This is a genomic window from Streptomyces sp. NPDC059524 (assembly GCF_042749255.1).
Taxonomy (GTDB): domain Bacteria; phylum Actinomycetota; class Actinomycetes; order Streptomycetales; family Streptomycetaceae; genus Streptomyces; species Streptomyces xanthii.
Map to the genome: position 1 here is coordinate 1 of NZ_JBHYTK010000133.1, position 23,309 is coordinate 23,309.

The 23,309-nt window shown below is 68.4% G+C and carries 22 protein-coding genes and 2 pseudogenes; 16 read left to right on the top strand and 8 right to left on the bottom strand.

The genetic code is table 11. From position 1 onward, the window contains the following. A partial coding sequence (locus tag ACFW9D_RS29250) for a DUF6292 family protein (protein WP_384626688.1) occupies positions 1-351 on the top strand: 351 nt, incomplete at its 5' end. A gap of 13 nt (positions 352-364) precedes the next feature. On the opposite strand, the gene ACFW9D_RS29255 is transcribed toward ACFW9D_RS29250, so the two are convergent. Continuing rightward, positions 365-997, bottom strand: coding sequence for an MBL fold metallo-hydrolase (locus tag ACFW9D_RS29255; RefSeq protein ID WP_384626691.1), 633 nt, complete (start codon positions 995-997; stop codon positions 365-367). Positions 998-1,812: 815 nt separating this feature from the next. Between ACFW9D_RS29255 and ACFW9D_RS29260 the strand changes: the two genes are divergently transcribed. Further along, positions 1,813-2,727: an NAD(P)-dependent oxidoreductase gene (locus tag ACFW9D_RS29260; protein ID WP_384626694.1), complete on the top strand. Its 915-nt coding sequence runs from the start codon at positions 1,813-1,815 to the stop codon at positions 2,725-2,727. A 304-nt stretch (positions 2,728-3,031) separates the two neighbouring features. Beyond that, a complete protein-coding gene (locus tag ACFW9D_RS29265) occupies positions 3,032-3,505 on the top strand; it encodes a hypothetical protein (RefSeq protein WP_188341057.1) in 474 nt (157 codons plus the stop codon). 377 nt (positions 3,506-3,882) lie between these two features. Here the strand turns inward: ACFW9D_RS29265 and ACFW9D_RS29270 are convergent. Both ACFW9D_RS29270 and ACFW9D_RS29275 read right to left on the bottom strand, forming a co-directional pair. Then, a pseudogene (locus ACFW9D_RS29270) lies at positions 3,883-4,542 on the bottom strand (class I SAM-dependent methyltransferase); the annotation flags it as partial. Positions 4,543-4,671: 129 nt separating this feature from the next. Then, positions 4,672-5,082 carry an HIT family protein gene (locus tag ACFW9D_RS29275; RefSeq protein ID WP_384626697.1) on the bottom strand — a complete coding sequence of 137 codons (411 nt, stop codon included), beginning with the start codon at positions 5,080-5,082 and terminating at the stop codon, positions 4,672-4,674. A gap of 238 nt (positions 5,083-5,320) precedes the next feature. Here ACFW9D_RS29275 and ACFW9D_RS29280 point away from each other — a divergent pair, with 238 nt between their 5' ends. The 4 genes from ACFW9D_RS29280 (at position 5,321) to ACFW9D_RS29295 (ending at position 10,233) form a co-directional block, all read left to right on the top strand. Further along, positions 5,321-5,716 carry a GNAT family N-acetyltransferase gene (locus ACFW9D_RS29280; protein WP_384626700.1) on the top strand — a complete coding sequence of 132 codons (396 nt, stop codon included), beginning with the start codon at positions 5,321-5,323 and terminating at the stop codon, positions 5,714-5,716. A gap of 288 nt (positions 5,717-6,004) precedes the next feature. Further along, positions 6,005-7,024 (top strand): SpoIIE family protein phosphatase, encoded by a 1,020-nt coding sequence (locus tag ACFW9D_RS29285; RefSeq protein ID WP_384626744.1) that lies wholly within the window; start codon positions 6,005-6,007, stop codon positions 7,022-7,024. Further along, positions 7,021-9,792: a SpoIIE family protein phosphatase gene (locus ACFW9D_RS29290; protein ID WP_384626703.1), complete on the top strand. Its 2,772-nt coding sequence runs from the start codon at positions 7,021-7,023 to the stop codon at positions 9,790-9,792. Before ACFW9D_RS29285 ends, ACFW9D_RS29290 begins: the two co-directional genes overlap by 4 nt. A gap of 210 nt (positions 9,793-10,002) precedes the next feature. After that, positions 10,003-10,233, top strand: coding sequence for a hypothetical protein (locus tag ACFW9D_RS29295; protein WP_384626706.1), 231 nt, complete (start codon positions 10,003-10,005; stop codon positions 10,231-10,233). Here the strand turns inward: ACFW9D_RS29295 and ACFW9D_RS29300 are convergent. Both ACFW9D_RS29300 and ACFW9D_RS29305 read right to left on the bottom strand, forming a co-directional pair. After that, a pseudogene (locus tag ACFW9D_RS29300) lies at positions 10,177-10,473 on the bottom strand (transposase family protein); the annotation flags it as partial. The gene ACFW9D_RS29295 and the pseudogene ACFW9D_RS29300 sit on opposite strands and share 57 nt — an antisense overlap. After that, entirely contained in the window at positions 10,365-11,219 is an 855-nt protein-coding gene (locus tag ACFW9D_RS29305; protein ID WP_384626709.1) for a transposase family protein, read from the bottom strand. The pseudogene ACFW9D_RS29300 and the gene ACFW9D_RS29305, both read right to left, overlap by 109 nt. Before the next feature lie 242 nt (positions 11,220-11,461). Here ACFW9D_RS29305 and ACFW9D_RS29310 point away from each other — a divergent pair, with 242 nt between their 5' ends. The 3 genes from ACFW9D_RS29310 to ACFW9D_RS29320 all read left to right on the top strand — a co-directional run bounded on the left by ACFW9D_RS29310 (position 11,462) and on the right by ACFW9D_RS29320 (position 13,631). Then, a complete protein-coding gene (locus ACFW9D_RS29310) occupies positions 11,462-11,914 on the top strand; it encodes an NlpC/P60 family protein (RefSeq protein ID WP_384626712.1) in 453 nt (150 codons plus the stop codon). A gap of 385 nt (positions 11,915-12,299) precedes the next feature. Next, positions 12,300-12,833: a hypothetical protein gene (locus ACFW9D_RS29315; protein ID WP_384626715.1), complete on the top strand. Its 534-nt coding sequence runs from the start codon at positions 12,300-12,302 to the stop codon at positions 12,831-12,833. Positions 12,834-13,388: 555 nt separating this feature from the next. Further along, positions 13,389-13,631, top strand: a complete 243-nt coding sequence (locus tag ACFW9D_RS29320; protein WP_188334925.1) for an FxLYD domain-containing protein — start codon at positions 13,389-13,391, stop codon at positions 13,629-13,631. Between the two features lie 434 nt (positions 13,632-14,065). On the opposite strand, the gene ACFW9D_RS29325 is transcribed toward ACFW9D_RS29320, so the two are convergent. From ACFW9D_RS29325 to ACFW9D_RS29335, 3 genes are all read right to left on the bottom strand, one after another. Then, the gene (locus tag ACFW9D_RS29325; RefSeq protein WP_384626718.1) at positions 14,066-14,335 is read right to left on the bottom strand and encodes a hypothetical protein; all 270 of its coding nucleotides are present in this window, start codon (positions 14,333-14,335) and stop codon (positions 14,066-14,068) included. Between the two features lie 505 nt (positions 14,336-14,840). Further along, complete coding sequence (locus tag ACFW9D_RS29330) at positions 14,841-16,136, bottom strand: CitMHS family transporter (RefSeq protein ID WP_384626721.1); 1,296 nt, start codon at positions 16,134-16,136, stop codon at positions 14,841-14,843. A gap of 386 nt (positions 16,137-16,522) precedes the next feature. After that, positions 16,523-17,380 carry an amidohydrolase family protein gene (locus ACFW9D_RS29335; protein WP_384626724.1) on the bottom strand — a complete coding sequence of 286 codons (858 nt, stop codon included), beginning with the start codon at positions 17,378-17,380 and terminating at the stop codon, positions 16,523-16,525. Between the two features lie 166 nt (positions 17,381-17,546). Here ACFW9D_RS29335 and ACFW9D_RS29340 point away from each other — a divergent pair, with 166 nt between their 5' ends. Genes ACFW9D_RS29340 through ACFW9D_RS29365 form a run of 6 tightly spaced genes read left to right on the top strand, consistent with a single transcriptional unit; the run spans position 17,547 to position 23,218 of the window. Next, positions 17,547-18,932, top strand: coding sequence for a 2-hydroxycarboxylate transporter family protein (locus tag ACFW9D_RS29340; protein ID WP_384626727.1), 1,386 nt, complete (start codon positions 17,547-17,549; stop codon positions 18,930-18,932). A gap of 51 nt (positions 18,933-18,983) precedes the next feature. Next, a complete protein-coding gene (locus ACFW9D_RS29345; protein ID WP_384626730.1) occupies positions 18,984-20,060 on the top strand; it encodes an isocitrate/isopropylmalate dehydrogenase family protein in 1,077 nt (358 codons plus the stop codon). Beyond that, a complete protein-coding gene (locus tag ACFW9D_RS29350) occupies positions 20,057-21,439 on the top strand; it encodes an NAD-dependent succinate-semialdehyde dehydrogenase (protein ID WP_384626733.1) in 1,383 nt (460 codons plus the stop codon). Before ACFW9D_RS29345 ends, ACFW9D_RS29350 begins: the two co-directional genes overlap by 4 nt. A gap of 31 nt (positions 21,440-21,470) precedes the next feature. Then, a complete protein-coding gene (locus ACFW9D_RS29355; protein WP_384626735.1) occupies positions 21,471-21,917 on the top strand; it encodes a cupin domain-containing protein in 447 nt (148 codons plus the stop codon). A 15-nt stretch (positions 21,918-21,932) separates the two neighbouring features. Beyond that, the gene (locus ACFW9D_RS29360) at positions 21,933-22,229 is read left to right on the top strand and encodes an antibiotic biosynthesis monooxygenase family protein (RefSeq protein WP_384626738.1); all 297 of its coding nucleotides are present in this window, start codon (positions 21,933-21,935) and stop codon (positions 22,227-22,229) included. A gap of 59 nt (positions 22,230-22,288) precedes the next feature. Next, positions 22,289-23,218, top strand: a complete 930-nt coding sequence (locus ACFW9D_RS29365; protein ID WP_384626741.1) for a GntR family transcriptional regulator — start codon at positions 22,289-22,291, stop codon at positions 23,216-23,218. Positions 23,219-23,309 lie beyond the last annotated feature (91 nt).

Below are 23,309 nucleotides of genomic sequence, written 5' to 3' on the forward strand. Positions count from 1 at the left end.
GTCACGGCCCTGCGGGCGAGGGCGGCACGCCCGTACGTCCAGGACGTTGCCGACGCGCTCGCGGGCGAGGGCCTGGCCGTCCGCCAGGACCTCGACGTCGTCCACGTCGCCGATGACGTGGTGGCCGCGGCCGTGGTGCTCGCGGCGGACGCGCCGGTGGCGGCGTTGGTGTGGGACGAGCGATGGGGCTGGCGCACAGCGGGAAGCCGTCGGCACCCGATCGGCAGGGAGACCGGGTCACCGCCGGAGGGGGACGGCATCCGCTACCTGAGTCCGGATGCGCGAGTACCGGTTCAGGAACTGATCATTTCGATCCGCGAGGGCCGACGAGGCGGCCGGCAGCCGTTCTGAGGTGCGGGAGTCGCTACCTGATTGCCACGGACTCACCGACCGGGATGCGCGCGTACTCGGTGCCGCCCTTGAGGTCCAACCAGCCGTCGAAGTACTCCTGGCCGAGCTCGTTGAGCGTGGCGTCGTGGATCGGGAACGCCCGCTTCGGCCGTACCGCCTGCACGAAGTCCAGCGCCTCGGCGAGCTTGAGCCAGGGTGCGGCAGCCGGCACGAGCAGCGTCTCCACCGGCGACGGCGGGACGAACAACGAGTCGCCCGGGTGGTAGACCGTGCCGTCGACGACGAAACCGACGTTGGCGCAGCCGGGCAGGCCATCGTAGATCTCGGCGTGTGCCCCGCCCACGACGTCGACGGCGAACCCGGCCGCCGTGAACCGCTGCCCCGCCTCGACGGCGACCGCCGTGCCGCCCAGCTCGGGGGCCGACTCGATGGCTGCCGACGGCAGGTACACCCGGAACGCGGAGTTGCGCTGACCCGCCGCCACTAGCTTGGCGATGTCGAGGTGGTCGGGGTGCTCGTGCGTCACCAGCACCTCGTCGACCCCGTCGAGCGCTTCGGCCTCTGAGAACGTCCCCGGGTCGATCACCAGCACCCGGTCGTCCGCCTCCAACCGCACACAGGCGTGGCCGTATTTGATCAAATTCATGCGGCCACTATGACAGGGCCGGTCGAGGGCGGGACCCGGTTCGATCAGGCTGTCCCACAGCGTGACAACCACCCCGAACAGCCCGCGCCCATCACGCATACCGGGACTTTCGCGCATGTATGCACTCAAGCCTGACCATCCGCCACGCTACGCCCCGGCCCGCCGTGGGGACGACCACCACCGCTGGCGAATGTGGCGAGATCGCGCTCCCTCGATCGAGTGTCACTTTCCGCCGGAGGGATCCGATGCCGGACTCGAATCCGGCTCGGCGCCGGGCGTGGGCGCAGCGGGCCTGTAGGGGCGCGCCGGGACCTTCTTTTCGCCTGGGGGTGGCCCCGTGGACACGGGCACGTACACGTTCGTCCGCGACTGGCTCACCTACGAAGGTCACCCCCTGGGGCGCAAGTTCACCCTCGTCACCGACGGCACCACCCATGTGCAGGACGTCGAGAACGCCGCTCACGCGATCCTGCGCCGCTTCCCGGAGCAACACGAGAGCTGGTGCTCGAACAGGGGCACTCCGACCCGGCGCTCGAGTGTCTGGAGGACCTGGTTGATGCGTCCTGTCAACAGCCCCGGCAGTGGGCCGTGCGCCTTAAGTGCAGTTCCTCGACCAGCGTCAGGAAGCATTCAGTGTCTGCCGCTGCGTGCTCTGCGCTCCCCGATTGTTTAGCCGCACTGGACGGTACTTCAGCGGATCGGTGTTGTTTCAGGTCATGGCGGTGGCGAAGCTGGTCACGCCTTCAGCCATGCGAACAAGGTGCGCTGCACGGGCGTTCGTCCGATGCCTCGTTCCGACTTTCAGGAGCCCTTCCATGACCAGAGCAGCGGACACCACCAACCGCGCGGTGGCACAAGCGTGTCCGGTCACCGTGCTCGGCCTCGGCGCCATGGGCTCGGCGATCGCCAGCACCTTCCTCGACCGCGGCCACCCCACCACTGTCTGGAACCGCACCGCGGCCAAGGGCGGCCCGCTGGCCGACGCCGGCGCCACGGCCGTACCCACCGCCGCTGACGCGGTCGCGGCCAGTCCGCTGGTGGTGGTGGCCCTGCTCGACGGCACCGCGGTCGAACAGGTAATGACCTCCGTCGGTGCCGCGCTCACCGGCCGCACGCTGGTCAATGTGACCAGCGGCTCGCCGTCCCATGCTCGCGCCGACGAGCGCCGGGCGCGCGAGCATGGCGCCGCCGGATATCTCGACGGCAACATCATGGGGCACCCGCCCTGCATGGGCACCCAGAACATCCTCCTCACCTTCAGTGGTTCCGGGAGCGCCTTCGCCGCCCATGAGGGCACTCTGCGGGAACTGGGCACCGTCACCTATCACGGTGAGGACCCTGGCGCCGCTGCCGTCGAGTTCCTCGCCCAGGTCGCCACGTCGTACGAACTGCTCATCGGCTACCTGCACACCCTGCGCCTGCTGCGCGCGGAGGGAGCCGACTTGGCCGGGTTCACCGACCGGTTCGGCGCTTCCTTGGCCGGCTACCCGGCACTGCTGACCTCGATGGTCCGAGCGGTCGAGAGCGGGAAGTACGGGCCGGACCTCGGCTCGCTCGATGTCCAGGCGGCGCTGATGGACGACCTGATCGGCCACCGCGAGTCTCTCGGCGTGGAGAGCGTGCGGATGCGGGAGGTCAAGAAGCTGATGGACCGACGCATCGCGGACGGCCACGGCCACCAGGGATTCTCCGGCCTGTTCGAACTGCTGGCACCACAGGGCGAGGCGTAGGCCGGCCGCGGTGCCTCCCTCGAAACGGCCTCGACAGCGCTTCCTTCCGGCTTGTGGTTGACCAGGTCCGAGTCCGACGGTCCCTGCACCGGCCTCACGAGAAACGGCCCCGGCGAGGTCACTTCTCTCGCGCACAACCCTCACTACAGAAATCGCACATTCATGCGATGAGGTGCGGGGTGACCTGCATAGGATCACTCATGATCACGCTCTGGTGGAGATACCAACTCGTTGGCTGCAGAGCTCACTTGCTGCAGCGGTACACATGCCCGACCTTCCAGTCCGTGCACACAACAGGAGACGTATGAAGCGCATCACCACATCCCTGGCGGCCCTGGCTCTTGCGGCCACCGGCGTCGTCGTCCTCGGCTCACCCGCACAGGCGGCGGGTTGCGGGGGACCGCAGGAAAGGGAGTTCGACACCTCCGGCTACAACACCGACGTGTACATCAGGATGTGCATCACCGAGAACAGTCAGGGCCAGGTTCGCGCGAGCGCGAACGGCTACTGGACCGATGGCGGCGGCCTGCGGAAGTTCGACAACTTTGACATCAAGGTGCGCCTCGAACGTGTCGGTGGCGCCGACATCGCGACGGCGCGCTGCGACGACACCGCGGAGATGAATCGCGCTGAGTCGGGCACCATCCAGTGCACGACGCGGTATATATCGGGCCTCAATCCCGCCCGCGTGACGGCGGACGCCACCGTCTACTACAACCTCGACTCCGACGGCGAGGGCGGCTTCGTCTGGGGGCTCCGGGGCAGCCCGGCCGGATAGTGTCACGCGGCGGCGGCCTGCGTTCGCACGTCACCGGCCACAGCCAGAGCGCTGACCGCGTGGTCTGACGACATGAAGCACAGCACATAGGCTGCTTCTGCCCCGCCCGCCCGGGAGACCGGCATACGCACCGTGGACGAGGTGCAGGACGTGATCGAGGTCCTGGCCGCGGTCGTCAACGGCGGTGCCCCCAGACCCTGAGGTGGCGGCCGTCGTGTTGTCGAACCTTGCTGCCAGGGTGCCGGCGAGGAATAACTGACCGGGATTCTTGCGGCCACGCAGGGTTCGGGGTGGAAAGGTCCTGGCGCTGGCAGGGGACGGAGCACCAGGTCTTTCCCGTTCTTCGGGTGATGCCGCGGGTGCCAGGTCCGGGAAGGGTACGTCACGTCGAAGACTGCGGACTCGGGCGGCTTGTCCGGCATGCGGTGTAGTTCGACCTCCACCAGGTCAGAGAAGATCCAGCGCAGTGATTCGGGCGTGTAAGCGAGGCCGCCCTGCAGATCGCGTTCACGGTAGCGGTCCGCGTCGGCGAGCTCCGAACCCATTCCTGCCTCGCCGGCAGCAAAGCTGGTGAGGGCGAGATGGCCGCCAGGGGCCAGGACGGGGTCGAGAAGGTTGAGGCAACTGATCCGGCGGTGCGGAGGCAAGTGGTGGCAGCATCATGAGTCGACGACCAGGTCGTACGGGCTGCTCAACTCGGTTGCAGGAATAGTGAAAGCGTCACCGCACAGGAAGCGGACATCGACGTCCAGCTCGCGAGCCCGGTCCTCGCCCCACGCCACGGCCACCGGTGAGAGGTCGATCGCGTCCACCTCGAAATCGCGCGAGGCAAGGAGCAATGCATTGCGGCCTGCCAAGCAGCCCAGGTCCAAGGCCCGACCAGGAGTGATCACCCCCTGGTCGAGACAGGCGGCCAGGCTCTCGTCGGGCTTCGCTACGAAGAACGGGACCGGCTTTGACCGGTCGGCGTAGAAGCGATCCCAGAAGTCTTTGCCGTCACTGGTTGCCAGGCGACCGGCCTGTGGTCGGTTCTTCAGCTGCCACTCAGTGGCGATCGCCCAATGGGCTCTTGGCGCGGTCTTGGTAGAGGAAGCGTCGACCAGGAACTGAGTCGTTGTGCGGGCGAAGGACTCACCGCCACGTCCAACGACTTCTGTCAGCGACTCCTAGCCGTGGTTGAGCGCTTCGGTCAGTTTGGCACTCGGATCGCCCATGAGGTGGTGGCGGGATGGGCTGGTCGGCCACGTGGAGATTCCGTCGTCCACCCACCGGGGAACGACGTGGAAGTGCAGGTGAGGCACCGACTGTTCCGATCCGGGTCCGCTGGCACTGAGAATGTTGATGCCTGAGGCGTCCAGTGTGGTCCTCATGGCCAGGGCCAAGTCCTGGACGAGCGACATCGACGCGGCAAGTACCCGGGGCGGAGTGTCGAACACGCCGGCGTAGTGACGGCTCGGAACTACCAGCGTGTGTCCGGGCGCAAGCGGGTTCAGCGGGGCGAAGGCGCACACCTCGGCCCCACGGACCACCCAGCGCGCGGTGTCTTCACGCATCAGTTGGCAGAAGACGCAGTCCATGCACGCCATCCTGTCAGGCCGCCCCGAAACGGCCGCAGGGTCGGGTCGGTACTCAGCTTCGGAGCAGTCTGGGCTGTGGGTTTCACAGGAGTTGAGCCACAGCCTGAGCCTGGGCAGCACTTCCCGATTTTCGGCGCGGTCTTTGTTCAGCAGTCTGACGGCAGCCGAGAGTGAGTGCGTCGGCCCGCCCTGTAGTCCCGCCCTGTAGTCCCGCTCTGGTGGTCGCTAGTTTCGGATCATGACGATCACGTATGAGTGGCGGGGCGACGTCGACAACTCAGCTCTCAACAAGCTGCATGCCGAAGGGTTCGATCATCCGGTCGAGCAGGCGGACTGGCGGGCAAGGCTTCAACGTCACAGCCTTGGCTGGGTCTGCGCCCGGGAAGGTGATCGTTTGGTCGGCTTCGTCAACGTCGCCTGGGACGGCGGCGTCCATGCGTTCGCCCTGGACACGGTTGTCGCTCAGCGCTGTCGTTCGAACGGGGTTGGAGCCGCGCTGGTCAAGGCAGCTGCTGACGGATGCCGGGAGGCAGGGTGTGAGTGGCTGCATGTCGACTTCGAAGAGCACTTGCGAACGTTCTACTTCGATGCCTGCGGCTTCAGTGAGACGGCAGCGGGACTGATCGCGTTGTAATCCTTGCCCTCCCGGCCGCTGGCCAGGGTGCTCAGAAGCCGGGAGGAGGATGTGAAGCTGGCGACGACGCGTTCCTGGGCACGGGCCCTGGCGAGTACCAAGGCGGCCGGTACGAAGACGAACCGCCGGTCGGTTTCGTCGACGACATCGTCCAGGCAGGCCAGGCCCTGCCCCATGGTGCGCAGGGGCCGCACGTGGGCTGCGGTAACGGCCGTGCGCCACAACGAGCGGCCCGTCGTCCTGGCGGGGAGCATGGAGACAGGCGCGGCGTGGTGGGAGGAGGGCAGTGTGACGGCCGGTTCCTTCCCGGGGACGGCGGGGCGGGTCGGTGTGCCTCTCGGCGGCAAGGGGCTACGCGACGTGCTCGGCGTCGCCCCCGTCGTCATCGATGCCCGCGGCCGGATCGTGCTGCGGAGCGCGCAGACGGGGACCCTCTTCGGTTTCCTGGCCGACGAGGCCCTCGGGCCGTACGTGGCCCGAGTGATCGTCGACTGGGATCACCGTGCGGAGGCGATGCGCTTCTTCGGCGAGGTGCTGCGCGGCGTCACGGCCTGGACGGTCACGTTCCCCGTACGGCACAAGGACGGCTCCACCCGGCGGGTGGAGTTCCGCAGCATGCGGCTCACCGACGACCTGGGCGACCTCTACGCCCTCAAGGTCGCCGCCGACGGTGCCGTCGTCGAGCCGATCGAGACCGAGCCGACGCTCTCCGACCGCCTGGTGTCGCAGTCGCCGATAGGCCTTGCGCTGCCCGGCGACAAGACGGCTCTGGTCGTCGAGGACGTGATGGGCAGCGGAATCGACGCGGCGGCCACGATGGGCAGGGTGCGGACGGCGACCTGCGCGTTCGCGGATCTCGATCTGTCCCCGGCGCAGGTCCTGCGGTATCTGGACCGGATCACGGCGGGCCTGGAGAACTACCTCGCGACCTGCCTGTTTGTCGCGTACCACCGGGTGCGGCAGCGGTGCCGGATCGCGAACGCGGGCCGTCTGCCGCCCCTCCGGAGCCCGGCGGACGGACCGGTCGAGCTGGTGCAGATGTCCACGGGGGTGCCGCTGGGCGTCGTCGGCGGCACCTTCTGGACGGCCCGGGTGCCGTTCCGGCCCAGGGACCGGCTCGTGCCTCACACAGACGGTCTGATCGAGACCCGCCACGAGGCGATCGACGAGCGGCTCGACAAGGCGCGTGGGCCGCTGGAGAAGACGCGTGGGCCGCTGGAGAAGCCCTGTGACCGGTTCCTGCGGGCGCTGCGCCGGACGGGCGCGCCGGCCGACGTGGCGCTCCTGATCGCCAGGAGCACGGGATGACGGCCAGGCACGGGGGCAAGGGCCGGCCCCCTGGGAAGGGGAAGGGCCGGGGCACGGGGCTGCGGAGCGTCGCCGGGCAGGTCTTCGCGCTGGAGGCGCTGATCGCGCTCCTGGTGATCGCGGTGGCGGCGTTCGTGGTCTTCCACCAGGAGCGGCGGGACACCGAGCGGGACGCCCGGATCCGCTCGCTCGCGGTCGCGGAGGCCTTCGCCCACGCGCCGGGCATCGACGCGGCGCTGACCTCGTCGAATCCGACGGCGGTGCTGCAGAGCCGGGCGGAGGCGACCCGGAAGTCCACGGGCGTGGACTTCATCGCGGTCCTGAGCCGCTCCGGGGTGCGGTACACCGACTCGCAGCCGGAGCTGATCGGCAAGAAGGCGACCGGGGACCTCTCGCGGGCGACGGTGAAGGGCGAGGCGTACACCGAGCTGTTCCACGGCGCGCCGAACGACGCCGTGCGGGCCGTCGTGCCGGTGGTGGACGCCAAGGGCCGGATCGTGGGCCTGGTCAGCAGCGGCATCGAGGTGGAGAGCATCGCGCACTCGGTGCAGGACCGGCTGCCGCTGCTCATCGGGGCGGCGGGCGGCGCCCTGGCAGCGGCCGTGGGCGGCGCGGCGCTGGTGAGCCGGCGGCTGCGGCGGCAGACGCACGGGCTCGGTCCGGCGGAGATGACCCGGATGAAGGAGCACCACGAGGCGGTCCTGCACGCGGTGCGCGAAGGCGTGCTGATCGTGGGCGCCGATCACCGGCTGCTGCTCGCCAACGACGAGGCCCACCGGCTGCTCGGTCTCTCGGCGGAGGCGGAGGGGCGGCACGTCTCGGAGCTCGGGCTCGATCCGCGGACGGTCGAGCTCCTGGAGTCGGGGCGGTCCGCGACGGACGAGGTGCACCGCGCGGGCGACCGGCTGCTCGCGGTGAGCGTGCGGCCCACACTGGCGCAGGGTTCGGAGGCCGGGTGTGTGATGACGATGCGGGACACCACCGAGCTGGCGGCCGTGACCGGCCGGGCAGCGGTGGCCCGCAGCCGGCTGCAGCTGCTGTACGAGGCGGGGGTGCGGATCGGGACGACGCTCGAGGTCGTGCGGACGGCGGAGGAGCTGGCGGAGGTGGCGGTGCCGCGGTTCGCGGACGTCGCCACGGTGGAGCTGCTCGAACCGGTGTTGCGCGGGGAGGAGCCGTCGGAGGGCGCGGCCGCGTCCACGGAGATGCGGCGGACGGCGCTGAGCGGGCTGCGGCCGGAACAGCCACTGCAGCCGGTCGGGGACACGGTCCACTTCGATGTCCGCAGCACCCCGATGGCAAAGGCCCTGAACACCGGACACGCGGTGGTGGAGCCGCAGCTGGCGGCGGCGGAGGGCTGGCGGGCGCAGGACCCCGAGGGGGCGGCGCAGGCCTTGGCGTACGGGATGCACTCGCTGCTCACGGTGCCGCTGCAGGCCCGTGGGGTGGTCCTCGGGATGGCGAACTTCTGGCGCGCGGACACCCCGGAGCCGTTCGAGGAGGAGGACCTGTCGTTCGCGGAGGAGTTGGCGGCTCGGGCGGCGGTCGCGATCGACAACGCGCGCCGGTTCACCCGGGAGCACGCGATGGCGGTGACGCTCCAGCGGAGCTTGCTGCCGCGGGTGCTGCCGGAGCAGAGCGCGGTGGAGGTGGCGTACCGCTATCTCCCGGCGAAGGCCGGGGTCGGCGGCGACTGGTTCGACGTGATCCCGCTGCCGGGGGCGCGGGTGGCGCTCGTGGTCGGGGACGTGGTGGGGCACGGGCTGCACGCGGCGGCGACCATGGGGCGCCTGCGGACGGCCGTGCACAACTTCTCTACCTTGGACGTGCCGCCGGACGAGCTGCTAGGCCATCTCGACGAGCTGACGGGCCGGATCGGGGACGAGGACGGGGAGGGCACGGTCGGAGAGGTGCGACGGCGGGACGAGGGCATCACCGGCGCGACCTGTCTGTACGCGATCTACGACCCGGCGTCCGGGCTCTGCCAGGTGGCGAGCGCGGGGCATCCTGGACCGGCGCTCGTGGGCCCCGACGGCCGCGTCGAGTTCCCGGAGCTGCCGCCGGGCCTGCCCCTGGGACTCGGCCTGGGGGACGTGCCCTTCGAGTCGACGGAGCTGCGGCTGCCGGAGGGCAGCAAACTGGTCCTGTTCACGGACGGGCTCCTGGAGGACCACGGGCGGGACATCGACACGGGCCTCGGGCTGCTGAGGTCGACGCTCGACCGGCCGGACCGGAACCCGGAGCAGACCTGCGCGGACGTGCTCGCGATGCTCCTCACGCCGACGCAGCGCGACGACATCGCGCTGCTCGTGGCACAGACCCGGCTGCTAGACCGGGACCGGATCGCGGAGTGGGAGGTGTCCCGAGACCCGTCGGCGGTGTCGCCGGTGCGGAACGCGGCGGCGGCGAAGCTGTCCGAGTGGGGGCTCGACGGGCTCGCGTTCACGGCGGAGCTGATCCTGAGCGAGCTGATCACGAACGCGGTGCGGTACGGGGCGGATCCAGTGCGCGTTCGGCTCCTCCGCGACCGGACCCTGATCTGCGAGGTCTCCGACGGCAGCAGCACCTCCCCGCACCTGCGTCACGCGGCGACGACGGACGAGGGCGGCCGCGGCCTCTACCTGGTCGCCCAGTACGCGGAACGCTGGGGCACCCGGTATGGCGGACGGGGCAAGACGATCTGGGCGGAATTGAGAGTGGGAGCAGACGGACCGGAACCGATGGCGCCGATCCCGGACTTGGACGCCCTGGAGGACCTGGCCTGGTGAGCCCGGTCGCGGGCCCCGCCGTTCGTTGTCGGCATACGTTCCGCAGGGGCGATGGGGGTCCCCTGCTCGAGCGAAGCCGAGAGTTTGGGGGAGGGCGGGCACAACGGACGGCGCCCCCTCGCCGGGCATCTGGCACCGGCGCCGGCACGGAGGAAACGGGCCCGGGCGATTCCTGCCTCTTCCCCGGTGACGCAAGCGCGGAGGACGCCAGTGAGCAGAGCGATCAGCACCCCCGCCGGCGTTCAGGTCGATGGCCCAGGTCACCGGGCTGTCCTCGGCCATTCGCGTTCCAGTCGCCGTCGTGACGGCCTGCTGGTGGGAGAGCAGTCCGGCGATGCCCTGGATGATGTCGCTCATGTGCTCGCGGCGGCCGTGATGGCGGGCGAGGGAGCGCCAGTTCTTCAGGTGGCCAATCCCGTGTTCGACCCGGATACGTCGTGAGGAGTGGGCCTTGCGCTGGCGTTCGTGCATCTCCTCGTACCACGCGGGCGGGTTCTTCTTGAACTTGCGGTGCGGCGGTGTCACCACTCGGCCGCCGGTCTGAGCCCCCAGGCCCTGGTATCCGGCATCGGTCAGGATCTCCACCATGGGCCCGTCGGACAGGAGCTTGACCAGGCCCAACTTCCGGGCGTGCGTGATGTCCGCGCAACTGGCCGGCTCCGCCGGACTGCAGAACAGCAGCCGCCTGCGGCGTCCGTGACGACCGTGGACTTCACGGCGTTCTGCTTGTTCTTCCTAGAGATGAACTTCTCTCGGTCCTGGCGCCCGGCGGCCGGGCGACGCACCCGGACTTCGGTCCCGTCGATGATCCCGGTGCGCCCGTCGGCGCCGAGATGGTCGATGACTTCGGCGAGGGTACGCAACCGCAGGCCGGGCGTGACGGTGCATCCCCGCCCGGCAAGCAGTGGCCGCACTTCACCGATCGCACGTGTGATGGTGGAGCGGCCGACACCGAACCAGCAGGCCAGCACATCGTGGGTGGCGCCATGACGGAGGTGTACGAGCGTGGCCAACAGCCGGTCGACGAAGACCAGTTTGTGCTTGGCTCCAGCGCCAACCGCTCTGCGGTGAGGCTGCGCGGTGAGTACCGCCTGGTGACGCTCGTGCCACAACGGGCCGATCTCGGCGACGAGTTCAGCGATCACCTCGGCCGTGAGCCCGGTGATCTGCTGGCTGCCGATGATTGCTGAACGAGCACGGTTCCCACCACGCCGGCCGTGATCAACGATCAAGGTATTGGCGCGCCACCGCCAACCATGCACGAACTCGTTAGGCAAACACCACAGCCGGTGCGGCAGGTTGCCTTGAGTGTGGCTGGAAAACGCCTGTGCGTCCGGAACGCTCCATGAGCCTCGCTGGTATCCCGTTGGCAGGCTCCTGGCGTCAGCTTGCACGATCCTGCCAACGCCACGTGTTGATGTGTCCATGATTTCTGCAGATAGTTTTCTCACGCAAATCGACAAGCGGCTGCCGCAACCTCCGCTCCGTCGGGCAACGCGGTGGCCGAGGCGCGCCCGGCGGGTTCGACCAACCCTCCACAAGGACTCTCATGAAGCGAATTGCTCGTACCCTCATGCCCGTTGGGCTGGCGACAGCACTCGTCACCCCAGTGCTCACGGCACAGGCGGAGGCGCAGACACAGGTGCCGGGACCGGCGCGCGTAGCCGCTGTGCAGAGTGAAAACGGAGAAGTCGGAGCGGCGAAGGCGTACAGCCGCAACACCACTCTCTCTCGCGCGAAGAGCTGGCTGACGGCGAACCATGGCACGCGGGTCCCGTACAGCCAGAGCAGGACTTTCGGCGGCTACCGCACCGACTGCTCCGGGTACGTCAGCATGGCCCTGAAGCTCGCGAAGCCGGGGACGAACACGGTGGGCCTGACGTCCAGCAGGTACACGCGGAAGATCAAGATGTCGTCCCTGCGCAAGGGCGACCTGGTCATCGACGCGAACGGCTCGAACACCACGCGCCACGTCGTCATCTTCGTCAAGTGGACGAGCAGCGCCCACAAGTCGTACGTAGCCTACGAGCAGCGCGGCGGCTACGGCACCGATCGGAGCGTGCGCAGCTACGGCCTCGGCGCGGACCAGTACGACGCGTACCGGCCGAAGAAGTATGGCTGAGCGATAGGGCCCGGTGCGTGCGCGGTGCGATCCGCGTGGGCACCGGGGTCTCCGTGTCATCCCGGCGGGGCGTCGGGAACCTTGGCGGGGAGCTCGGCCTGTTCGCCGCAGCCGAGCTCCTTGGCCACGGGGCGGGACGCGGCGTTCGACCCGACACTGCACTACCACGAGTTATTGCTCATCTGCGTTACGTTGCCGACGGCAAGATGTCGGAATGCCCTGACCAGGCAGATCCGACCACAGGTCCCGCCCGCTGCGTCGCCTCACCCGCACTCCGTCACCGTCAACCTCAGGTGCCCCTCAAGTTGCTTATGCGGTCCCGGAGTTCACGCAGAACTTGATGTGTGCACCACCGACATAGCACCCCATTATCAGGAGGACATGCGTGAAGCGCCTTGTCAGTACCACCATCTCCGCCGCCCTGATTGGCGTCGGTCTCGCGTCCGGGGCGGCGGCCCCCGCCTCGGCGGCACCGAACTGCAACGACACGACGCAGTACTCGATCGGTAACAAGAAGACCGTCTGGCGTACCACTCAGGTGCACAGCGACTGGGCGAAGCCCGGTGTGACCATTTCTTACGCCAAGAACAAGACCGGTTCCGTGACCGCGACGGGGACTGTGACCCTCGGCGCCGAGGCCGGCGTCGTCTTCTCCAAGGCGTCCACCTCCTTCAGCGTCTCTGTCGGCAAGACCTGGTCCAAGTCGGACACCTGGACCTACTCCGCCAAGGTCAAGAAGAAGGCGGGCAAGTCCCGTGGCCGGTTGATGATGTACCACGAAGCCAAGGGCTTCAGCGTGACCAAGTGGCGGTGGGTACCCTCGACCACTTCCTGCAAGAAGAAGGTCTATTGGAAGAAGAGCAACATCGTGGCTCCGGTGAAGAAGAACAGCAACCTGTGGGGCATCCAGTACAAGTAGCCCTCGCCGGTGCAGCGCGGACCGACACAGGCGGAGGGTGACGGTCCGCCTTCCCTGCCCGACAAGTCGCCGAAGACGCCCTGGAACCACTCGGTCCCAGGGCGCCTTTGGTGCACGCGGTGATCTGCGAGGTGGCGCGTGCGGGGCGCGGGCACCGGGCAGCCGCGGTCTCCGGAGCCCGGACCATCGACGAGCTTGCCGAGTGGGGCGCCCGCGCCGGTGCCGGGCTGCTCGCCACCTTCTGCCGCGCCCATCAACATGCCGCCGGCGCCCGCAGGATGGGTGACCTGCAGAAGAAAGCGCCAGGCGGTGTCCATCAAGTGCCCGAAGATCACGGACGGGGACGATCGCGTGGCGGGTTCACCAGCAAGCTCTACTTGGCCGTCGAGCAGGGGCAGAAGCCATGGCGATTGTGGTGACCGCCGGGCAGCGCGGGGACTCGCCGCAGTTCGAATTCACCCTGGCAAAGGTCCATGTGCCCCGCATCGGGCCTGGCCGGCCACGCGTCCGCCCTCACCGGGTCCGCGCGGCGACGTCGAGATGACCAGCTGCTCCGTGGACTCCGCCACGTCATGGCCTGAGGCCAAGATCCGCATCACGAACCACAGTTCCAAGACCTCTGACTACTGGGTGAGCATCGAGTTCGTCGACGCAAATGGCGAGCGCGTGGACGACACGGTCGCAACGTCCGACAACCTGGCCGCGGGAGAAGTAGCGAACATGTCGGCGGGCGGCCTGGAGGAGGCTTCAGGTCCGATCAAGTGCCGGATCACAGACGTCGATCGGTGGGCGTCGTAGTGGCTGGGGTCGGCTGCAGACCAGCGAAGGCTTGGCAGCGGGCGTCATGAGCCGACCCGTGCCGAACCCGAGGGGCCTCAGACACGGCAATCGCGCACCGGGACCAGTCCAGTTCTCCGCGGGATCCGAGTTCGTCGAGGATCGGGCGGTGGTGACACTCGGCGTCAGCGGCAACAGCCGGTTTTCACACCTCTGGGGAATCCCTCGCGAGGCGACGCAATGCCCGCACGCCCCAGATCCGTGTGTGGTCGGGGGTGACGCCGGTGGTCCCCATCAGGGAACGGCTCGGACCTGGTGCTGACGGGGGATGCAGCACCAGGCCCTGCTCGCCACCGTCACGCTTCCCGGCAAGTCCGGCTCGGCAGGGGTACGTCCAACGTCAGCGCATCGGAGCCGACCGTCCTGGGGCGAGGCCTGCCCGAGTCACCGGCTTCCTAAGTGTCTGAGGGGAAGCCCATCGCGGCCTGCAGCAGACGTCCGGTCTCGGTCGCGGTTGCTTTGGTCGCCGCGTCGGTTGTGGTCGTGGCCAGGCCCTCGAGGAGGAGCATGGCTGCCTGCAGGAAGCCGAGTTGGACCGGCACCGGCTGCAGAGCCGCGAGGACGGAGGCTGCCTGGACGGCGGCGGATACCTCGGTGTCGGTCTGAGGGATGAGCGCGGCCATGCCGCGGCCCAGCTGCCGCGTGAGCGGTGGAAGAACTGTCACACGCGACATTCTCACCCGCCTGAAGCTGCGGTCCACGACGCATGCGGCCAGGTCAAACCACCTGTATCGCTTCAGTCTTGACTTGTTGGCGCCCTGGCTGACCGGAGCATGGTTGCGTGGCCTTCTCCTGCTCTGCATAGCGTCTGCACCGACTCGAAGCCAGTCAGCGTCTGTCATCGCCTTGCGGATGGCCTGGCCCAGGGCGGCCATGCTCATCTCGGTGATGATGCGAGTCCCGGCCGGGGCGACGACGTTGTGCTCCACTTGCATCACCGCTGTGGGCGAGCAGATTGTCGCGGAGGCTGCCTGCCCCTTGCCTGGCACCACCGCAGGGCGGGGGCGCAGAAGGTTCTGTGCCCCCGCCCATTCCGCTGTCCCGTGCCGTCGTGCGAGCTGCGGAGCTGAATCAAGGAGTCACGTCGGAGGTTCAGGGTGCGGGGCGTTCTGCCTTTCGGTGTGGACGAACCGGGCCAGGGCGTTGGGGGCGTTCTGGTGGTGGATTGCTCTATCCGACGGCAATGGCGCCGGTCAGTACGGCGAATGCGATGTAGGCGAGGGAAACGGGTGCGCCCCAGCGCAGTGCGTGCTTCTGGAAGTCGCCGAGCTCGGTCTTCACGAGGCCGAGGAGGACCCAGAGCGGAGCGCTGGTGGGGCCCATGGAGTGCAGGATCTGGCCGATCGCGCCGGCGCGGGCTATCTGGTTCGCTTCGATGCCGTAGTGAGCGGCGGATTCGGCGAGGACGGGGACGACACCGAACCAGTAGGCGTCGTTCGACATGAAGAAGCCGAGGGGAAGGGCCAGTACGGCGGTGAAGAGGGGGATGACGTTGCCCATGGATTCGGGGACTGCGGTCAGGGCCGCGTTGGCCATGGCTTTGATCATGCCGGAGTCGGTCATGATGCCGGTGAAGACGCCGGCGGCCAGGACGAGCATCATTACGGGGACGGCATTGGCCGCCTGGCGCTTGATGAGGTCCTGCTGATCACCGATGGAGCGGATGTTCACCAGCAGGGCGATGACGAAGGCGACCATGAACAACACCAGGAGGTCGGCGACCTCGAGGATGAGCAGGGCCATGAGGAGCAGGGTGAGGGCGGCGTTGAACCACATCCGCCAGCCGGCCTTGAGGGTCTCGAATGCTTCGCCGGAGGCGATCTCCAGCTTGTAGGCCGCGAGCTTCTCGGCGTCGATCTTGTGGCGTTCGCGCAGACCGAGCCAGTAGGCCACGGCGATGATGGCCAGCGAGGTCAGGACCATCGGGCCGATCATGTGGACGAAGTACTCGGTGGCGTTCAGGTGCAGGACGCTGATGCCGCGGGTGGCGGCACCGCCCCAGGGGGTGGTGCCGGAGATCGTGCCCAACGCCATCGTGGCGATGGTGGCGACGATGAGGGGGTTCATACCCAGGCGTCGGTAGATGGGCAGGAACGCGGAGCAGATGATCATGTAGCTGGTGGTGCCGTCCCCGTCGAGTGCCACGAGCAGGGAGAGGACGGCGGTGCCGACGCAGATACGGACCGGGTCGCCCTTGGCGGTGCGGACGATGGTCTGGCAGATGGGCTCGAAGAGTTTGACCTCCATCATCAGACCGAAGTAGAGGACGGCGAACATCAGCAGCGCCGCGGTGGGGGCGACGGTGTCCAGGCCGTTGATGATCATGTCGCCGAGCTTCGCTCCTTTGCCTGCGACGAGGGCGGCGGCGATCGGCGTGAGCATGATGGCGGTGAATGCGGAGAGGTGTTTCCGTATCACGAGCAGCATGAAGCTGCCCAGGGTGGAGAAGCCGAGGACGGCGAGCATCGTTGCTCCTTGAGAGTTGCTGGCAGAGGGCATGGCGAGGGTGTGCCAGGGCATGGCTGGGCGCCGGTGCGCCGGAGCCGCGTGAGTGGATGGGTGCTGTGTGAGGGCGTGTGCCGGCGCCCGCGTAAGGCCGTCCCGTATCGAGCACGGGTTCAGGGGGCGCTGCGTCGGCGGGTCCGATTGTGATCACCCGGCATGGCCACGGAGCGCGCGAGAGGCCGGGTTTCCGGCACGCCGGATGCCGTCGGCGCGCGCTCCGAGCGGGTGCGGCATGCCGAATCGGCAGCTGTGTGAGCGAGTGTGCAGGCCGGGTGTCTGAGTCGGTGCGGTCGAACTCGTCAAGGTGCGGGCGTGCCGGGTTAAAGCGGTCGGTGACCTGAGGCTGTTCAGCCGAAGTCGTAGAGGCGTGCCGGATTCTCGACGAGCACGCGGCCGGTGTTCTTCGGGCCGAGTCGGGTGGTGAGCGCGGTGAGTGACGCGGCGTCGTCGACTTCCAGGTACGGCTGGACGCGGCGGGGGTCGCGGTCGTGAGGCGTTCCGCCCGTGTGGGGCCAGTCCGAGCCCCAGAGAAGCCGGTCCGCGCATGCGGCGGCCAGGGCATCGATGACGAGGTCCAGATCCGCGTACGTGGCGGCAGCACGGTAGGGCGCCGAGAGCTTGACCCAGACGCGGCCGGATTCAAGAAGTCGACGGGTGACTGCCGTTGCTTCTGCGGTGGTTGGGCCGTGGGCGGACTTGATGCCGGCGAAATGGTCGAGGACGACGGCCGTGGGCAGGCGCGTCAGAAGGTCTGCGAGCGCTGCGATGACGTGGTGGGCGGCGTGGAGCTGCAGATGCCAGCCCCGGTCGGCGATGACCTGGGCGGTCTCGGTGATCTGCTGACGCGCAGCCTCGATGTCCGTCGCCGTTTGGACGTTGAGGTTCACGCGGCAGCCGCGTGTTCCGGCGTCGTGCAGGGCGTCGAGGTATGCGGGGTCGGCGTCCGGGGTGATGACGGCGACGCCCCGAGCCGAGTCGCCGAGCTCGTGCAGCGCGTCGAGCAGTCGGCTGTTGTCGGTGCCGTAGGGGCTGGCCTGGACCACGACGGTGCGGCTGATCCCGAGGCGACGGTGCAGCGCGGCCAGGTCGGCCGGCGTGGCGTCGGGCGGGGTGTATGTGCGGTCGGCCCCGTAGGGGTACCGGGTGGCGGGCCCGAAGACGTGGACGTGCGCGTCACAGGCGCCTTCCGGCAAGGGTGCGGCCATTGTGCGGCTCCTTGGGTGCGGTGTTGGCGGGGGACGCTACCCCGAAACATCTTGGTATAACAGTCTTCCAAAAAACCAAACGATGTGTTTGTGTAGACCCAGCGGTGGCCTGCCACGGGACGTGAGGGCCATCCGCTCCCTCCCACCAGCCGCAGAAGGACGAATCATGTCCGACACCGCGAGCTCCACGCGTTCCCCCGAAGATCCGGAACCCGACGGAGCGACTGCACCGCAAGACAAGGGGCCAGAACCGGCCCGCAGCGCATGGCACCTTGTCATGGACTTCGACATAGGCATCGTGCCGCTGCCTGTCCTCACGGTCCTGGCGATGGTCATCGCCGCGCTGACTCTCACTGGAAACCTGAGCGGCGAACTTGCCGTGATCATCGGGATCATGGCGGTCTTCGCCTTCACACTCGCCGAGATCGGTAGACGACTCCCCGTCGTCCGCAGCATCGGCGGCGCAGCCCTCTTCGTGACGATCGTGCCGTCCTACCTGGCATACAAGGGCGTGATCCCCGGTGCCGCGGTCGAATCCATCGGCGGGTTCTTCACGGACACCAAGGTGCTCAGCCTGTTCATCGCCTTCGTCATCGTCGGCAGCATCTTGAGCATGGACCGCACACTCCTGATCAGGGGTTTCGCCAAGATCTTCGTACCCCTGGCCGCCGGCAGCGTCGTCGCGCTGGTGGTGGGCACGGCCGTCGGAACGGCCATGGGCCTCGGCCTGAAGCACACCGTCTTCTTCATCGTCATTCCGATCATGGCCGGAGGGGTGGGGGAGGGGGCCATCCCGCTGACCATCGGGTACGCGGCAATCGTCAGCACATCACAGGGCGAACTGCTCGCACAGGTACTGCCCGCGGTCTTCGTCGGCAACCTGACCGCAGTCCTGCTGGCTGGCCTGCTCTCCTACCTGGGCCGGCGACGCCCCGCCCTGACCGGCGACGGCCGACTGGACGCCGCCCCCGGCCCCGACCTCCTCGACGCGGCGGGTCCCGGGCCCGGCGGAACACAGGTGAGCGCGGCGCAAGTCGCCGCAGCAGGCATCACCGCCGTCACGCTGTACCTGGTCGGCGTGCTCGCCTACGACCTCTTCGACTTCCCTGCGCCGGTCGTCATGCTGGTCCTCGCCGTGGTTCTGAAGCTCGTCCACGGTGTGACGCCGAGGCTCCAGCACGGAGCACGCTTCGTCTGCGACTTCTGCCTCGCAGCCATGGCCTTCCCGATGCTGTTCACCTTCTCCGCGACGCAGACCCCCTGGCAGACCCTGGTCAACGGCTTCGCCGCGGGCCCCCTCATCACCATCGCGACCACGGTGTGTGCCCTGGTCGCCACCGGCTTCGCCGCCTCTCGCCGGGTCAACCTCCATCCCGTCGAAGGCGCGTTGGTCGTCAGCACGCACAGCGGCATGGGTGGCGCGGGTGACATCGCCATCCTCACCGCGGCCGATCGCATGCGGCTGATGCCCTTCGCTCAGATCGCCACGCGCATTGGCGGCGGCATCACCGTGGCCATCGCCCTGCTTGCGGCACACACCGTGGGCCTCTGACCCTCCCGCTCTCCTCCTCTGTTCCACCCCTCCTCGAGAGAAAGACCGCTCATGAAGATCCTCGTTCTGCCCGGCGACGGCATCGGCCCCGAGATCACCTCGGCCACCCTCGACGTACTGTCCGCCGCCGACAAGCTGCTCGGCCTGGGACTGCAGTACGAGACCCACGACATCGGCCTCGCCTCGTTGGCCGCCATCGGCAGCACTTTGCCCGACCACGTCCTGGACAAGGTCGAGCAGACCGACGGCGTGCTCCTCGGCCCGGTCTCCCATTACGACTACCCGCCTCGTTCCGAGGGCGGCATCAACCCGTCGGCAGAGCTGCGCACACGCTTCCAGCTGTACGCCAACATCCGCCCCTGCCGCTCCCGCGCCGACCTCAGCATCCTGCGCACCCCGATGGACCTCGTCATCGTCCGCGAGAACACCGAGGGCTTCTACTCCGACCGCAACATGTACGCCGGCAGCGGCGAGTTCATGCCCGACCCGGATCAGGCGTTCTCGATCCGCAAAGTCACCGCGCAGGCCAGCTACCGCGTGGCACGAACCGCTTTCGAACTCGCCCGCACCCGCCGCAAGAAGGTCACGGCGGTGCACAAGGCCAACGTCGTCAAGCTCTCCGACGGGCTCTTCCTGCGCGAAGTGCGCGAGGCGGCCGCCGAGTTCCCCGAAGTGGAACTCGAAGAGCTCATCGTCGACGCCACGGCGGCACTACTGATCCGCAGCCCCGAACGCTTCGACGTGATGGTCACGACCAACATGTTCGGCGACATCCTCTCCGACGAGGCTTCCGAGCTGTCCGGCAGCCTCGGCCTGGGAGGTTCCATCAACGCCAGCGACACCCTCTGCGCCGCCCAGGCCCAGCACGGATCCGCACCCGACATCGCAGGCCAGGGCATCGCCAACCCCACATCCCTGATCCTGTCCGCCGCCATGCTCCTGGAATGGCGCGGCCGCCGCGACGACAACGAAAACCTGACCCGCGCAGCAGATGCCATCGCCCAAGCCGTGGACAACGTCCTCGACAACACCGCCACCCGCACCCGCGACATCGGCGGAACCCTCGGCACCGCGGAATTCGCCGCTGAGGTCTGCCGCGTCATCGAGCAGAACGGAGCCACCCGGTGACGATCGTCTCCACCAACCCCGCCACCGGCGGCGAGCTGAGCCAGCACACCCCGCACAGCGACACCGCCGTGGAAGCCATCCTGAACGCCGCCGCCAAGGCCCAGGCCGAATGGCGCCGCCGCCCGATCGGCGAGCGCGTCCCGCTCCTCCGCTCCATGGCCCGCGTGCTGCGCGACAACCGGGACGAGTACGCGAGGCTGATCACCGCCGAGATGGGCAAGCCCGTACGCGAAGCCCTCACCGAGATCGACAAGTGCGCCCTGACGTGCGACTACTACGCGGAAAGCGCCGCCACCCACCTCGCCGACCGGCCCGTCCCCTCTGATGCCACCGACAGCTCCGTGGTCTACGACCCGCTGGGCGTGGTACTGGCGATCATGCCGTGGAACTATCCCTTCTGGCAGTTCTTCCGCTTCGCCGCCCCCGCACTCGCCGCCGGCAACGCTGCCCTGCTCAAGCACGCCAACAACGTCCCGCAGTGTGCCCTGGCCGTAGAGGACGTACTGCGCAAGGCCGGTGCTCCCGAAGGGCTCTGCAGCACCCTGCTGATCGGCGTCGGACAGGTCGCCGGACTGATCGCCGACCCACGCGTCGCCGCAGTCACCCTCACCGGCTCCACCCAGGTAGGTGCAGTCGTCGCTTCCCAAGCAGCCGCCCAGCTGAAGAAGCAGGTCCTCGAACTGGGCGGCTCCGACCCGTTCATCGTCCTCGCCGACGCCGACGTGGAACTGGCAGCAGCCACGGCCGTCAAGGCGAGGTTCGTCAACAACGGGCAGAGCTGTGTCAACGCCAAGCGGTTCATCGTGGAGGACGCCGTCGCCGACGAGTTCTCCCGACTCTTCACCGAGCACACCGCCGCCCTCGTCGTCGGCGACCCCGCCAACCCGGCAACCGACCTGGGCCCCCTGGCCCGCGCGGACCTCCGGACAACCCTCCACGGCCAGGTCGTACGGTCACTCACCGAAGGAGCCAAACTGCTCCTCGGCGGTGAACTCCCCAATGGCAAGGGCTACTTCTACCCGCCCACCATCCTCGACCACGTCACCCCCGGCACCGCGGCCTTCGACGAGGAGACCTTCGGCCCGCTCGCCGCCATCACCCGCGTCCCCAACGCGGATACGGCCCTCGCCTTGGCGAACCAGACCGAGTACGGACTGGGCGCGGCACTGTGGACGACCGACCTGGAGCGCGCCCACGCACTCGCCCGCCAACTCGACGCGGGAGCCGTCTTCATCAACGGCATGGTTGCCTCCGACCCACGCCTGCCCTTCGGCGGCATCAAGAAGTCCGGCTACGGCCGCGAACTCGGCGCGGAGGGCATCCGCGAATTCGTCAACACCAAGACCGTATGGGTCGGCCCCAAGACCGACGCCGCCTGACCCCATCCGAACCGACCAGGAGACACCACCCATGAGCACCCCGAGCCAGGACCAGACCTGCTGCGCCGCGTTCCATCCGGTCGTACTGCGCCCGGCCGAGCTGACCGCGTTCAGCCGCGGCGGCGGCGCACGCACCATCCCCCTCGTCACCCAGGCCGTCGGAGCCGAAGTGTTCCTCACCGGACAGACACTCTTCGAGGCCGGTGCCGGCATCCCGCTGCACACCCACAACTGCCCCGAGTCCGTCACCATCCTCGAAGGCGAAGCCATCGTCGAGATCGACGGCACCGAACACCGCGTCACCCGCTTCGACACCACCTACGTCCCCGCCGGCACCCCGCACCGCTTCCGTAACGCCTCCGACACCGAGCCCATGCGGATCCTGTGGATCTACGCCTCAGTCGACGCCACCCGCACCCTCGTCGAAACCGGCACCACCGCCCGCGTCGACGCGGAGCACACCAAGCCCGCCGCCTGAGAACCGGACCACCACATGATCACCGAAGTCGCACAGATCGAGGTCCTGCCCGGACACGAGGACCAATTCGAGCAGGCCGTCAGCCAGGCAGTGCCTCTCTTCCTCGGCGCAGAGGGCTGCGAAGAAGTCGACCTGCAACGCAGCACGGAACAACCTGGCCGCTACCGCCTCTTGGTCCGCTGGGAGACGATCGAACACCACACCGACCTGTTCCGGCAATCCCAGGGATACCAGCGGTGGCGGGCCCTGGCAGGCCCCCACTTCGCGGCTCCACCGCAGGTCGAACACCTATACTCGGTTCTCGCCCCATGACCGAGGCCGGGACCGTTCCGGTCCCGGCACCCCGGCCCCCTTCCTGTGGAGGCAACGCCATGACCCCGCCCACGGTGCGCAACGACACCGCCGACCAGGACATGGCCGTCACCCCACTCACCCGGAAGACCGCGGACCGCATCGCCGAGCACATCAGCAGCAGCGGCCTGGCCAAGGGAACCCGCCTCGTCGAGCGGACCCTCGCCGAACTGCTGAAAGTCTCCCGGTCCCCGGTCCGCCGCGCACTGCACCTCCTGGAGCAGGAAGGCGTCGTCGAACCCGCCGAGCGCGGCGGATACACCGTCGCGCTCACCGGCGCCGAGATCAGAGAAACCCCCGCACACACCCCCGCGCAGGACCCCCTCGAGGACGTCTACCTGCGGATCGCAGCCGACCGACTCGACGGCAACCTGCCGGACCGCATCACCGAGAACGCGCTCGCCCGCCGGTACGAACTCCAGCCCGGACACCTCACCCACGTCCTGCGCCGCATCGCGGTCGAGGGCTGGATCGAGCGACTCCCTGGCTACGGCTGGGAGTTCCAGCCCATGCTCACCACCATGACTGCGTACGAGGACAGCTACCGCTTCCGCCTCACCATCGAGCCCGCAGCGATCCTCGAACCCGGCTTCGTCCTCGACCGAACCGCCCTGGAGCAGGTCCGCGCCCAACAGCAGCGCCTCGTCGACGGAGACATCTGGACCATCGGCAACGCCCAGCTGTACGACCTCAACAGCCGATTCCATGAAGTCATCATGGCCTGCAGCCACAATTCCCTCTTCATCGACGCCCTCCATCGAGTCGACCGGCTCCGACGCCTGATCGAGTACCGCCGCTCCCTCAAACGCGACCGAGCCGTGGTCCGCTGCACCGAACACGTAGAGATCGCCGACCTCCTCCTGGCTGGCCGCCGCGCGGAAGCGGCAGAGGCCCTGCGCAAGCACCTCGCCACCGTTTCAGAGGAGAAGACGAACCACCCCACCCACTAGGGCGTTTCTTTCGGATCATCTGATCGTTGGTCGATGTGTGTCGTTAACTGATGCCCAGTGGGCGAGGATCGAGCCGTTACTGCCGGACCGG

Coding starts and splice junctions, on each gene's coding strand:
- ACFW9D_RS29255 (WP_384626691.1), bottom strand. CDS start 997: ATGAATTTGATCAAATACGGCCACGCCTGTGTGCGGTTGGAGGCGGAC.
- ACFW9D_RS29260 (WP_384626694.1), top strand. CDS start 1,813: ATGACCAGAGCAGCGGACACCACCAACCGCGCGGTGGCACAAGCGTGT.
- ACFW9D_RS29265 (WP_188341057.1), top strand. CDS start 3,032: ATGAAGCGCATCACCACATCCCTGGCGGCCCTGGCTCTTGCGGCCACC.
- ACFW9D_RS29275 (WP_384626697.1), bottom strand. CDS start 5,082: ATGGACTGCGTCTTCTGCCAACTGATGCGTGAAGACACCGCGCGCTGG.
- ACFW9D_RS29280 (WP_384626700.1), top strand. CDS start 5,321: ATGACGATCACGTATGAGTGGCGGGGCGACGTCGACAACTCAGCTCTC.
- ACFW9D_RS29290 (WP_384626703.1), top strand. CDS start 7,021: ATGACGGCCAGGCACGGGGGCAAGGGCCGGCCCCCTGGGAAGGGGAAG.
- ACFW9D_RS29305 (WP_384626709.1), bottom strand. CDS start 11,219: ATGGACACATCAACACGTGGCGTTGGCAGGATCGTGCAAGCTGACGCC.
- ACFW9D_RS29330 (WP_384626721.1), bottom strand. CDS start 16,136: ATGCTCGCCGTCCTCGGCTTCTCCACCCTGGGCAGCTTCATGCTGCTC.
- ACFW9D_RS29335 (WP_384626724.1), bottom strand. CDS start 17,380: ATGGCCGCACCCTTGCCGGAAGGCGCCTGTGACGCGCACGTCCACGTC.
- ACFW9D_RS29340 (WP_384626727.1), top strand. CDS start 17,547: ATGTCCGACACCGCGAGCTCCACGCGTTCCCCCGAAGATCCGGAACCC.
- ACFW9D_RS29345 (WP_384626730.1), top strand. CDS start 18,984: ATGAAGATCCTCGTTCTGCCCGGCGACGGCATCGGCCCCGAGATCACC.
- ACFW9D_RS29355 (WP_384626735.1), top strand. CDS start 21,471: ATGAGCACCCCGAGCCAGGACCAGACCTGCTGCGCCGCGTTCCATCCG.
- ACFW9D_RS29360 (WP_384626738.1), top strand. CDS start 21,933: ATGATCACCGAAGTCGCACAGATCGAGGTCCTGCCCGGACACGAGGAC.
- ACFW9D_RS29365 (WP_384626741.1), top strand. CDS start 22,289: ATGACCCCGCCCACGGTGCGCAACGACACCGCCGACCAGGACATGGCC.